This is a genomic window from Candidatus Spyradosoma sp. SGI.093, from assembly GCF_050314555.1.
In the GTDB taxonomy this organism is placed as follows: Bacteria; Verrucomicrobiota; Verrucomicrobiia; order Opitutales; family UBA953; genus Spyradosoma.
Genome location: NZ_JBNPNH010000001.1, coordinates 92,045 through 104,373, shown reverse-complemented (window position 1 = coordinate 104,373; position 12,329 = coordinate 92,045). Strand labels below are relative to the sequence as shown.

Below are 12,329 nucleotides of genomic sequence, written 5' to 3'. Positions count from 1 at the left end.
TAAAACCGCGATTTTCCCCGAAACGCCCCCGCGAGGCAAGGCGGTAATGCGTCGTCAGCGCTCAAAGGGTTTCGTCACTCCCGCCCACCAGGGTTCGACGGGATTGTGCGCGCCCAGGGCGAGCACTTCCGCGCGGGAACGCGTCTTTTCGAGCCATTCCGCGACGCGCGCGGACTCCTCGAAGCCGCCCGCATGGCGCGTGTAGACCGTCAGCGAAATGAAGCCGCCCGGCGCGAGCAGCGACCACGCGGCGTCGAGCGCGGGCAAGGTCGTCTCGGGGCGCGTCGCCGTTCCGCGGTCGCTTTTCGGCAGATATCCTAGATTGAAGAAGACGGCGCGCGTCCGTCCGCGCCAGGCCGCGCCGAGCGTTTCCGCCATCGTTTCGTGCCCGCGCAGATGCAGCTCGACGCGCTCCGAGAGTCCGTGCGCGCTCAGGCGTTCCCGCGTCGCCGCGATCGCCGGCGCCTGCACGTCGAAGCCCGCGACGCGTCCGCGCGCGCCGACGAGCTCCGCGAGAAAGAGCGCGTCGTGTCCGTTGCCGACGGTCGCGTCCACGGCGAGCGCCGGCTCGGGAAGGCGCGCCGTCTCCGCGAAGCGTTCCCGCGCGAAGTCGTGAGCCCAGGCGACGAGGTTGATCTTCATGGCTTTCGGTGAAAAATTCGGGCGCGCTCAGTCGGCGGAGCGGAGGAGGAGCGAGCGGTCGGAAAGGACGGCGCCGGAGGCGTCGAGGATTTTCGCTTCGACGAGGACGCCTTCGCGCAGACGCGCCTCAGGAACGCCCGCGCCGCGTCCGGCGGATTCTCCGGGGGAAAGCCGCAGCGCGCCGCCCGTCGCCGAGATTGTGCCGTCCGCGAAGACGATGCGCAACGAAAACGCGCAGTCTTCCCAGAGCGTCCCGCGGTTCTGGATCGTGGCGAAGACCGCGGGCTCGGCGCGCCCGCCCTCGGCGCGGCGGCAATGGACGTCGTTCACGGAAACGTCGGAGACGCGCGCGCCGGCGGGCCGCGTGAGGCGCTCGAAATTCACGAGCCCGGCGCCGTATTCCGCGTCGCGCCCGGGAGCGCCGAAATCGTCCGCCGTCGCTTCGAGCGCGTCCGCGCCGAGCGTTCCCGCGGAGTCCGCGAGCGCGGCGGCGAGCGTTCCCGCGACGAGCGGCGCGGCGGCGGAGGTGCCCGAAAAGGCGGTCGCGGCGTCCGCGGCGGACGTTCCCGCCGCCGTCACGGCGACGCCCGGAGCGACGACGGAAAGATTTTCGCCGACGTTGGAGAAGGGCGCGCTCGCGTTCGCGCCGTCCACCGCGCCGACGGAAATCACGCCCGCGTATCCGGCGGGAAACGACAACGCGGTCACGCCTTCGTTGCCCGCCGCGGCGACGATCGTCGCGCCCGCGCGCAGCGCGTATTCGACCGCGGCGCGCAGCACGGCGGAATCCGCGTCGAGCCCAGCGCTGACGCTGATCACGCGCGCGCCCGCGTCCGCGGCGGCGACGAGACCGCGCGCGAGCTCGAACGCCGTCGCGTTCCCTTCGCCGTCGAAGACGCGCACGGCGAGAAGATCCGCGTTCGCCGCCATGCCGAAGACGCCGTTTTCGCCGTTGCCGGCGATCAGCGAGGCGACCGCGGTGCCGTGCGCGAGCGAGTCCGCCGTGTCCGCCGCGCCGCCGGCGACGTCGATGACGGAAATTTTCGCGTCCCGGAGCGAAGCGTGTCCGGCGAAGACGCCGGTGTCGAGCAGGGCGATCTTCACGCCCGCGCCGAGCGAGCTCGCGGCGCGTTTTTCTTCCGAAACGCCCAGCTGCGCGAGCGCGTTTTCGCCGACGGGAACGCGCCCGAGGCCGCCGGAAACGTCGCGCGCCTCCGCGTCGGAAAACGCGTCCGGCGGCGTAGCGGGAACGCGCACGGCGAAATTGAAGTCCGCGCCGAGCGCGCCGGGAATCCGCGCGGCGTCGAAATCCTCTCCGACGGAAACGCGCGCGGCGTTCAGCGCGGGAACGGCGCCGAGAATTTTCAACCCGCGGGCGGCGGCGTTTTTCAGAAAAGCCTCGAGCGCGGCGGTGTCGCGGAAGAACAGCACGGCTTCGCCCGGAAGCGCTCCCGCGGGAGTTCCGGAAAACGCCCGCGTTCCCGCCGGCGTCGCTTCGGCCCGCCGCGCGCGTTCGGGCGAATCCGTCTGCGTCGCGGCAGCGGCGTTCGTCGTCGCGGAGTCTCCGCTTCGGCGCGGGAAAAGCGCCGCCGTCGTTCCCGCGATGAGCAGGACGGCGAGAACGAAAGCGGTTTTCGCACGCGAGGACATGTCGGGGAAGGTCATGAAGTTATGGAGTTATGAGGTTATGAAGTTGCCTGCTGTTCGCTTCGCGAAAAAGGTTTTCGAAAATTCCTTTCGGCGAAGCCGAATGCCATGAACTTCATAACCTCATAACTCCATCACCTCATCACTTTTCCTTTCAGAACTTCTGCGAGCCGAACTTCGCCTTGTGCGCGGCGGAGACGATGAGATATTTCTCCGCCCAGTAGCGCAGTTTCGACTGCTCTTCCGGCGTGAGCATCTTTTTGATCTTCGCCGGGCAGCCGACGACCATCGTGCCGTCCGGCACCTCCATGCGCGGGGGCACGACCGCGCCCGCCGCGACGATGCAGCGCTTCCCGATCTTGGCGCCGTCGAGAATCGTCGAGCTCATGCCGATCAGGCTTTCGTCGCCGATCGTGCAGCCGTGCAGCATCACGCGATGGCCGACCGTGACGAAGTCGCCGACGACGGTCGGCAGATCGTCCGCGAGGTGGATGCACGTGCCGTCCTGAATGCTCGTGCCTTCGCCGATGCGGATTTCTTCGATGTCGGCGCGCATCACGACGCCGGGCCAGACGTTCGCGCGCGCGCCGATCGTGACGGCGCCGATGAGCTTGGCTTCGTGCGCGACGTAGGCGGATTCGTCCACCTGCGGCGTGCGGTTGAGGAATTTTTCGAGACGCGCGGCGGCGTCGTTCTTCTGTTCTTCGGTCATGGTCGTAAAAAGAAAAATTTTCCGGATTTTCGGGGACGGGCGCGGGAACGCCGGGCCTTCGCTCAGCCCTTCAGCACGTGCTTCTGGATTTCGGTGATTTCGGCGACGCCCTTCTTGCCGAGCGCGATCATCGCGGCGAGCTCGTCGGGCGAGAACGTCGCCTCCTCGCCGGAAGACTGCAGCTCGACGAAGCGGCCCGTTCCCGTCATGACGACGTTGGCGTCCACGGCGGCGTCCTTGTCCTCGACGTAGCAGAGGTCGAGAATAGGCGTCTCCTGATAGATGCCGACGCTGATCGCGGCGACGGAATCGGTGAAGGGATCCTCCTTGATTTTTCCCGCCTCCATGAATTTGCGGACGGCGAGCTTGGCGGCGACGTACGCGCCGGAGATCGACGCCGTGCGCGTGCCGCCGTCGGCCTGGAGCACGTCGCAGTCGATCCAGAGCGTGAGCCCCTCGAGCCTGCTTAGGTCAAGCACGGCGCGGAGCGAGCGCCCGATGAGGCGCTGAATTTCGACGGTGCGGCCGTCGAGCTTGCCGCGGGAAATGTCGCGCGGCTTGCGGTCGAGCGTCGAATACGGGAGCAGCGAATATTCGGCGGTGAGCCAGCCGCCCTTCACGCCTTGGACGCGCATCCACGTCGGCACTTTTTCTTCGAGCGTCGCGGCGCAGATGACGCGCGTGTCGCCGAAGCAGGCGAGCACGGAGCCGGCGGCGTGAGGCGCGACGCCGGGCTGAAAGGAAATCGGGCGGAGTCGGTCCGCCTCGCGGTTGTCTGGACGAATGATCATGATGAAAAAATTGAATCGGGGTTCACGACGCCGCGCCCTGCGCGCGCTGGCGCACGGCTTCGAAAAGGCAGATGCCCGCCGCCATCGAGACGTTCAGCGAGTCCGCCGCGCCGCGCTGCGGAATGGCGGCGGGAACGACGGATTTCCCGTCCGGCGCGTCGAGCCAGAACGGCGAAAGCCCCGTCGCTTCCGTGCCGAGCAGTATCGCCGCGGGAACGCGGAAATCGCAGTCCCAGTAGATTTTTTCCGCGTCGGGCGTCGTCGCGAAGATCGTCACGCCGCGCGCGAGCAGCCAGTCGCGGACTTTTTCCGCGGGCGCGGCGGCGAAGGGCATCGTGAAGAGCGTGCCCTGCGAGGCGCGGATCGCGTTCGGATTGTACACGTCCGTTCCCGCGCCGCAGCAGATCAGCGCCGTGCAGCCGGCGGAATCCGCCGTGCGCAGCAGCGCGCCGAGATTGCCCGGCTTTTCGACGGACTCGGCGACGAGGTAGAGCGGCGGCGTTCCCGCGGGCGCGGGCGGCAGATCGTCGAGCTCGAGACGCCGCATCGCCGCGACGGCGAGCAGGCCTTCGGGCTTGTCGCGGTAGCTGATTTTCTCGAACGCGCCCGCGGCGACTTCGAAGACGTTCTCCGGCGCGACGCGCGCGCGCGTTTTTTCGGCGACTTCGGCGGCGGCGCGGGAACGGATCAGTTCCGGACAAAAATAGAATTCGAGCAGAGCAAAACCGCCCGCGGCGGCGCGCTCGATTTCGCGGATGCCTTCGAGCAGGAAGACGCCTTCGCGCTCGCGGACGGCGCGTTCCCGCAGGCGGACGAGGCGCTGAATGCGCGGATTCTGTCGTGAAGAAATCACCATGGGAAAAAGCTTAGAGATTACGGCCTAAAGCTTAAAGAAAGTTATGAAGCTCCCGGCGCGTGCCGAAAATTTTCACCTCATTACACCTTACACATTCCACCCTGCACCTCGTCCTCACGCTTCGCTCCGCAGCTCGCTGGGCATGTCCTCCTGGCGGAGCCGCACGACGTCCGCGCCGAGCGCGGCGAGACGCCGTTCGAATTTTTCGTAGCCGCGGTCGAGGTGATAGATGCGCTGCACCCACGTTTCGCCCGACGCCGCGAGCCCCGCGAGCACGAGCGCCGCCGACGCGCGCAGGTCCGACGCCATGACGGGCGCGCCCGAGAGCGCGGGAACGCCCTTGACGATCGCGCTCGGCCCTTCGATCGCGATGTCCGCGCCCATGCGCAGCAGCTCGGGAACGTGCATGAAGCGGTTCGGATAAATGCGTTCGGTGACGATGCTGATGCCGGGAACGAGCGCGAGCAGCGCCGTGAACTGCGCCTGCAGGTCGGTCGGAAAACCCGGGTGCGGGAGCGTCACGATGTCGATCGGGCGAAAATCCTTCACGAGGTCTCCGCGCACGCGGACCGCCGTCGGCGAAAGCGTTTCGACGGGCACGCCCGCTTCGTCGAGCTTGTCCAGAAACGCGCCGAGGTGCTCCGTGACCGCGCCGCGCACTGTGACGTCGCCGCGCGTGATCGCGCCGCAGAGCAGGTGCGTTCCCGCCTCGATGCGGTCGGGAATGACGACGTGCTCGCAGCCGGAAAGTTTCTCGACGCCCTCGACGAGGAGCGTCGGCGACCCGACGCCGGAAATCTTCGCGCCCATCTTGACGAGCATGCGGCAGAGGTCGCCGATTTCGGGCTCGCACGCCGCGCTGTCGATCCGCGTGACGCCGGGCGTGAGCGTCGCCGCCATCACCAGATTCGCCGTTCCCGTGACCGTGCTGCCGTAGCGCCCGCCGAGAAACACGTAGGCGCCGCGCGCGTGGGAAGCGTCGATGCGCATCATGCCCGCGCGGTTTTCGATCGTACAGCCGAGCTTGCGCAGTCCCTTGACGTGCAGGTCGATCGGCCGCTGCCCGATGACGCAGCCGCCCGGGAGCGGGATTTCCGCGCGTTTCAGCCGGGCGACGAGCGCGCCCATGACGCAGATCGACGCGCGCATCTTGCGCACGAGCTCGTAGGGCGTCTTCGGCTGCAGCGTTCCCGCCGTGACGCGCCACGCGTTCGCGCCGATCGGCTCGACGAGCGCGCCCTGATGCCGCAGAATTTCGAGCATGAAGCGCGAATCGCTCAGATCGGGCACGTTGCGCAGCACGCAGGGTTCGTCGGTCAAAAGCGTCGCCGCGAGCAGCGGCAGGCAGGCGTTTTTGGCGCCGCCGACGAAGACTTCGCCGTGCAGCGCGTTCCCGCCTCTGATTCTTAAAACGTCCATCGGGAAAAAGGAATGTGGAAAACGGAAAATGCAGGGTGTAAAGGAAGTGACGGAATCAGTGAACAGTGAAAAGTGAATAATGAATAACGCTTTGCGTTCGTCTGCGCCGAAAGGATTTCAAGACAGCCCTCATCACTACGTTATTCACTATTCATTATTAACTGTCATTTATTCAGTTCGGGAGCGGCGGACACTTCTTCCGTCTGCGCGGGAACGGCTTCCGCCGCGGCGGCGTCCGCGTCGAGGCGGCGCTTCAGCAGCACGCCGGCGACGATTCCGACGGCGAGCAGCACGAGCAGGGCGACGACGATTCCGCGCGTCTTCCCGCAGCCTTCGCCGTAGGGATCCCTGCCGACGAGCTTCGAGCCCTTCGGCTTGCTCGGCATCGACGTGTAGGCTTTGCCGAGCGCGATGTTGATCTTCGTGTGCGCGTTGATCGCCCAGGAATTGGCGTCGAGAATCGGGCCGAGCGAGCGGCGGCGGAGCTTCATCGCCGTGATGACGACCGACGGCGCGGAAATCAGCACCAGCACGCCGAGCAGCGCGAGCGGCATCTGCCACCACGCGAGGGCGAGGAACGCGGTTCCGAGCGCGGCGAGCGCGGCGCCGATCGCGCCCAAAGCCAAGCCGATCGCGGCGAAGATGCCGACGAACTTGCCGATGTCGAACGCCGGCTTCGCGGCGGGAGCGTCCGCCGTCGCCGCGACCTTGCCGACGCCGCCGGAAAGATCCGCGTCCACCTTCTTTTCGCGCGCCGCGGCGAAATTGGCGATCTGCGTCTCGACGAAGCGGACGAGCTTTCTGTAGGGCGCCCAGACCGCCTGGCGCAGGGAAATCGGCTGTTCGAGGATTTTTTCGACGGTCGCGTCCCAGTCGTTCCCGCGCTTGTCCACGAAGACGCCGTTGCGGCCGACGGAAAGGGAGTCGGCGTCGCCGTCGCCGAGCACGGCGGCGATCGTCATCGTCGCGCCGTCGGACTTGCGCGTGCACTTGCAGTAGGCGATGAAGCACTCGCTCTTGGCGGCGAGCGCAGCGTGCGAGGCGGCGTCCTTCACGCGGACGCAGAGCGCGCATTCGCGCCCGTCGAGGAAGAGGCGGCCGGCGAGGAAGATCGTGTCCGGCGAGAGCGCGTAGAAATCGGCGAACGAAACGTAATTGCGCAGCAGTGACGTCAGGTGCCCGGAATAGAGGCAGAGGCGCTCGGCGTCCTCGAGCGCGCGGCGCGTCGGCGCTTCGGCGGCGTCGCGGGCGAAGAGCGGAGCGAGCGCGGCGGCGACGTCCGTTCCCGCGATTTCGCGCAGGCGCGCGACGGGCAGATCGGCGATTTTCCCCTGCGGTTTCGCCGCGCTCCAGGCGGCGTGCGCGGAAAACTTCGCGAGCAGTTCGTGCCACCGCGTTTCCGTCATCGAGTCGGTCTTCACGGGCAGTTCCAGCGCGGGAACGAGCGCCGCGTCGCGCAGCGCGCGCAGGGCGTCCGCCCAGGCAGGATTCACGCCGCTTTCGAGCGGCAGCGCGGGAACGCCCGTCGCCGCCGCGATGCGGGCGAGCGGGAACGCGGCGGACGCGGCGGGCGTCAGCGCCCCGCGGGCGAGCAGGGCGACGTCGTCCGCGCTCGCGTTCAGCTTTTCGGCGTTCGCGGGCTCGTAGGCGGCGAGGCGGGAACGCGCGAAGAAATCCTCGACTTTCGCGCGCACGGCTTCGATCGCGGCGAAGGCCGCGGCGGTCTTTTCGCCGAGCGGGAAGATCGCGTCGGCGTCGGCTTCCGCCTTTTCGCGCCAGGCGAGCGCGGCGGCGGCTTCGGCGGCGAAGGCTTCGGCGTCGGCGGGGGAGACGGCGGGAACGCCGGCGTCGTCGGGCACGCCTCCGCGCACGGCGAGAACGTCCGCGATCAGCGCGGCGGCGACGGCGTCGCCTTCCGCCGAGGCGGGCGTCAGCAGCCCGTCGCCGTTGAAGGGGCGCGCGGCGAAGTCCGCGGCGGCCTTGCGCGCGGCTTCGAGCGCGACGTTCCCGTCGGCGTCGGCGAGCGTCGCCGCCGTCGCCGCGAGCGGGCTGTCCTTTTTCAGGGCGGAAAGCGGGAAGGACGTTTTTCCGGGAAAGAACGAGGAGAAATCCGCGAAGTGTTCGCGCGCGAAGGCGACCGCCGCCCGGATTTCGGGAACGCGGATGCGACCGTCCTTGTCGGAATCGACGAGCGCGAGCGTGCGCGCGTCGAAATCGACGCCTTCCGTCGGCATGCTGAGCGCGACCCAGAGCTTCGGGTCGAGCTCGGATACGGCGGCGAGATCGTTCCCGTCGGCGACGGAAAGCTGCTCCACGCCTCCGGCGCGGAAGAAGTTAAAGCGGGTTTGAGATTTTTTTTCGGTGGTCATGGAAATGAATTTGAATGAAGGACGGGAGTCTGAAGTCCGCAGGGCGATGAGGCGCGTCAGTCGCGCGCGAGCAGCCACAGCACGTCGGAAAGCCGGTTCAGGTAGCGCGCGGGCAGATCGCCCAGCGTTTCGCCGCGTTCCCGCAGGGCGATCACGTCGCGCTCGGCGCGGCGGCAGACGGCGCGCGCGACGTGGAGCGCGGCCTGGTGCGGCGACGTTCCCGCGAGCACCCAGCCCGTGAAGCGGCGCTCTTCCGTCTCGAGCTCGTCCACGAGATCGTCGAGCCGCGCGAGGTCGGCTTCCTCGATGCGGCGGATTTTCGAGGCGAGGTATTTTTCGCGGTCTTCGTCGAGAACGCCGACTTCGCCCATCAGCGCGATGAGTTCGAGCTGGATGCGCTCCAGCGTCTCCCGCCGCGCGGCGTCTTCGCAGAAGGCCTTGGCGAGGCCGAGCTGCGAGGAAAGCTCGTCGATGCTGCCGTTGGCGACGATGCGCGGGTGCGTTTTCGGAATGCGTCTTCCGTAGAGCTGCGTCGTCAGACCGTCGTCTCCGGTGCGCGTCGCGATGGAATTTTTGGCTTTGGATTGTCGCATGGTGGCGGGAAATTTCTTGCGGAAAGTTTTCCCGATTCGTGGCGTTTTTTAAAGCGAAAAACCGCGCGCGGCGGGAACAGCGCATCTCTTGCGTTGCGTCGGCGGGGAAAACGCGTTGAAATGCGCTTCACATCTTACATAATTCACAAACGTCATGTTCGAAAAAATCCAATTCATCGACAACTCCGACGGGATCGCGGAAGTTCCCGGCTTTTCCGTCGCGGGAACGGCCTGCGACATCCGCAACAAGTGCGACGCGAAGCGGCTCGACCTCGCGCTGATCTTTTCCCAAAGCCCCTGCACGGCGGCGGGAACGTTCACGACGAACGACGTGAAGGCCGCTCCCGTGTACACGTCTCAGGCGCATCTGCGCGCGCACGCGACGGGCGGCTCGCCGGTGCACGGCATCATCGCCAACAGCGGGAACGCGAACGCCTGCACGGGCGAGCGCGGCATGCGCGACGCGCGGCGCATGTGCGAATTCGTCGCCGAGATGCTCGCGCGCAGGCCGGAGGAATTCTTCGTGTGCTCGACGGGGCGCATCGGCGTCAACCTGCCGATGGAAAAGATCGAGAACGGCATCCGCGAGGCCGTCCGCCGCCTGAAGCCCGACCGCGAGGAGTCCGTGCGCGCGGCGGACGCGATTCTGACGTCGGACACGCGCCGCAAGACCTGCACGGCGAAGTTTTCCCTGGGCGGCGCGCTCGGCGTCGGCGGCAAGACCGTCACGATTTCCGGCATGGCGAAGGGCGCGGGCATGATCGAGCCGAACATGGCTACGATGTTCGGCCTCATCGCCACGGACGCGAAGATTTCGCAGGAGCTCCTGCAGAAATGCCTCTGGCGCGCCGTCGGGCAGTCGTTCAACTGCGTTTCCGTGGACGGCGACATGTCCACGAACGACACGGTGCTCGTGCTCGCCAACGGCGCTTCGGGCGCGGAGATTTCGGAGGAGAATCCGGAGTCGCTCGAGCTCTTCCGCGAGGCGCTCGAAAAGGTCTGCTTCGCGCTGGCGAAGAAGATCGTCGGCGACGGCGAAAAGATCTCCCGCGTCGTCACGCTGCACGTTTACGGCGCGCGCACGGACGCGGAGGCGAACAAAATCGCGCGTTCGATCGGCAACTCTCTGCTCGTGAAGGCTTCGTGGTGCGGCGGCGATCCGAACTGGGGGCGCCTCCTCTGCTCGGCGGGCTACGCGAAATGCGGCATCGACCAGACGAAGATCGACCTTTACTACGACGACGTTCCCGTCTTCCTCAAGGGCGAGCTGCAGGCCGGGAACGAGCCGCGCTGGCGCGAAGTCGTCCGCAAGAAGGAATTTTCGATTCACATGCATCTCAACCTCGGCACGCACGACTATCGCCTGATTTCGACGGACCTCACGGAGGCGTACGTCGATTTCAACAAGGGCGAGTGAGCCGCGGGAACGCGCCGCGCAGCCGAATCGCTGAAGCTCGGGAGGGAAAAACATGATCGCGCATCTCATCGACGTCCTGCGGGAGATTTTTCTCTCGTGGGGCATGGACGCGGAGGCGGGAACGGTGGCGTCCACGGCGGCGGCGGTTCTCGTCGTCGTCGGCGTCTACGCCGGCAGTTTGTGGGGCATCGCCTTCGTCGTGCGCAGGACGCTGACGCTGGCGCTGCTCACGATTTCGCGCAGGACGAAAAACGACTGGGACGATTCGCTCTGCCTGCACAAGTTCCCGCAGCGGCTTTCGCACCTGATCGTCTCGATTCTTTGCGTCCGCGCCGTGCCGTTCTTTTTCGCCGGAGAGCCGACGACGGAGAAGGTGCTCGCGGTCGCCGCGGGAGTCTATTTCGCCGGCGCGTGCGCGGGGCTCGCGTTCTCGCTGCTGAACACGGCGATCGACGTCGGCGAAAATTCCAAGCGCACGGGCGGGCTGCCGATCAAGGGCTTTTTCCAGGCGCTGAAGCTGCTGATCGGCATCGGCGTGGGCATTTGGATGCTCTCGATCGTCTCCGACCGCTCGCCGATGTATTTTCTTTCGGGGCTGGGCGCGATCATGGCGGTGCTGCTGATCGTCTTCCGCGACACGCTGCTGGGGCTGACGGCGGGATTCGTCATCGGCGCGAACGACCTGGCGCGCAAGGGCGACTGGATCGAGATTCCGAGCCTGAACGTGGACGGCGACGTGGTGGACGTCTCGCTCACGACCGTGAAGGTCTGCAACTGGGACAAGACGATCTCGAGCGTTCCCGCCTACACGCTGATCTCGACGTCGTTCAAGAACTGGCGCGGCATGAAGGAGTCGCACGGGCGCCGCATCAAGCGCGCGATCAACGTCGACATGGAGACCATCCGCTTCGCGACGCCGGAAGATCTGAAGCGCTGGCGCAGAATCAAGCTGCTCGAGCCGTATCTCGAACGTAAGATTCCCGAAGTCGAAAGCGAGAACGCGAAGCGCGGCGACTCGGTCCGCGCGTCCGCCGCGAACGCGCGCCGGCTGACGAACGTCGGCACTTTCCGCGCCTACTGCGTCGCCTACCTGAAGGCGAAGGCGGAACTCTGGAACGGCGACGAAACGGACGAGAACGGAGATCCGCGCGGGCTCACGCTGATCGTGCGCCAGCTCGATCCCGGCGCGACGGGGCTGCCGCTCGAAATCTACGTCTTCACGCGGACGACGGAATGGGTCGATTACGAGAACATTCAGAGCGACGTCTTCGACCACCTGCTTTCGGTCATGCCGGAATTCGGTCTGCGCCCGTTCCAGGAACCGAGCGGCCGGAACTTCGACGCGTTCTCCGCCGCGCTCGCCGCGGCCGGGAACGTCCGCGGGAACGCGGAATAAAATTGCGCGGGAACGCCGTTTCGGGCATAAAATGAAGCACATGGAAAGCTCCGATGCCATTGCCTCCAAGGACCGCCTTCCGCGCAAAGTCTGCGCGTTCGCGGCGTTCTTCGTCTTAGCCGTTCCCGCGTTCTCGCTCGCCGTCGGCCGCGCGGCGCACGGCACGCTCGTCGAACTGGCGGCGCGCGCGGAGCAGGGCGGCGTCCGCGACGCGTTTTCGAACGCGCTTCTTGACGCGCACGTCTTTTTCGCGTGGGGATTCTTCGCGCTCGCGCTCGCGCTTTCCGTGTGGACGTTCGCGCTGGCGCGCCGCAACTCCGCCGCGGGAACGCTCTTCGGCGGCGGCAGAATCGTGACCGCGCTCGCGGCGAGCGCGTCCGCCTCCGCGTTTTACCTCGGCGCGCTGCTCGTCGTCGCCTGCCGCCTGCTCGCGCCGTTCCTGCTGCGCTGACGCGCGCGGCTTCCTTTAACCGCAAATTCTTCCGAA

General features: G+C 66.9%; 11 protein-coding genes. 3 read left to right on the top strand and 8 right to left on the bottom strand.

Annotated features, from left to right (window positions below; translation table 11 throughout):
• Positions 1-54 precede the first annotated feature (54 nt).
• The 8 genes from ACQREB_RS00475 to ACQREB_RS00440 form a co-directional block, all read right to left on the bottom strand.
• The gene (locus tag ACQREB_RS00475) at positions 55-642 is read right to left on the bottom strand and encodes a class I SAM-dependent methyltransferase (protein ID WP_427763979.1); all 588 of its coding nucleotides are present in this window, start codon (positions 640-642) and stop codon (positions 55-57) included.
• A 27-nt stretch (positions 643-669) separates the two neighbouring features.
• Positions 670-2,307, bottom strand: a complete 1,638-nt coding sequence (locus ACQREB_RS00470) for a S8 family peptidase (protein WP_427763978.1) — start codon at positions 2,305-2,307, stop codon at positions 670-672.
• A 136-nt stretch (positions 2,308-2,443) separates the two neighbouring features.
• Entirely contained in the window at positions 2,444-3,001 is a 558-nt protein-coding gene (locus ACQREB_RS00465) for a gamma carbonic anhydrase family protein (RefSeq protein WP_427763975.1), read from the bottom strand.
• 62 nt (positions 3,002-3,063) lie between these two features.
• Positions 3,064-3,792: a ribonuclease PH gene (rph, locus tag ACQREB_RS00460; RefSeq protein WP_427763972.1), complete on the bottom strand. Its 729-nt coding sequence runs from the start codon at positions 3,790-3,792 to the stop codon at positions 3,064-3,066.
• A gap of 22 nt (positions 3,793-3,814) precedes the next feature.
• Positions 3,815-4,648 (bottom strand): TrmH family RNA methyltransferase, encoded by an 834-nt coding sequence (locus tag ACQREB_RS00455; RefSeq protein WP_427763970.1) that lies wholly within the window; start codon positions 4,646-4,648, stop codon positions 3,815-3,817.
• A 114-nt stretch (positions 4,649-4,762) separates the two neighbouring features.
• The gene (murA, locus tag ACQREB_RS00450; protein WP_427763968.1) at positions 4,763-6,067 is read right to left on the bottom strand and encodes a UDP-N-acetylglucosamine 1-carboxyvinyltransferase; all 1,305 of its coding nucleotides are present in this window, start codon (positions 6,065-6,067) and stop codon (positions 4,763-4,765) included.
• A 164-nt stretch (positions 6,068-6,231) separates the two neighbouring features.
• Positions 6,232-8,436: a hypothetical protein gene (locus ACQREB_RS00445; RefSeq protein ID WP_427763965.1), complete on the bottom strand. Its 2,205-nt coding sequence runs from the start codon at positions 8,434-8,436 to the stop codon at positions 6,232-6,234.
• A gap of 56 nt (positions 8,437-8,492) precedes the next feature.
• Positions 8,493-9,029, bottom strand: coding sequence for a cob(I)yrinic acid a,c-diamide adenosyltransferase (locus tag ACQREB_RS00440; RefSeq protein WP_427763963.1), 537 nt, complete (start codon positions 9,027-9,029; stop codon positions 8,493-8,495).
• A 154-nt stretch (positions 9,030-9,183) separates the two neighbouring features.
• Here ACQREB_RS00440 and argJ point away from each other — a divergent pair, with 154 nt between their 5' ends.
• Genes argJ through ACQREB_RS00425 form a run of 3 tightly spaced genes read left to right on the top strand, consistent with a single transcriptional unit; the run spans position 9,184 to position 12,293 of the window.
• Positions 9,184-10,446: a bifunctional glutamate N-acetyltransferase/amino-acid acetyltransferase ArgJ gene (gene argJ, locus ACQREB_RS00435; protein WP_427763961.1), complete on the top strand. Its 1,263-nt coding sequence runs from the start codon at positions 9,184-9,186 to the stop codon at positions 10,444-10,446.
• 52 nt (positions 10,447-10,498) lie between these two features.
• A complete protein-coding gene (locus tag ACQREB_RS00430; RefSeq protein ID WP_427763958.1) occupies positions 10,499-11,842 on the top strand; it encodes a mechanosensitive ion channel family protein in 1,344 nt (447 codons plus the stop codon).
• 31 nt (positions 11,843-11,873) lie between these two features.
• Entirely contained in the window at positions 11,874-12,293 is a 420-nt protein-coding gene (locus ACQREB_RS00425) for a hypothetical protein (RefSeq protein ID WP_427763955.1), read from the top strand.
• Positions 12,294-12,329: the final 36 nt, after the last annotated feature.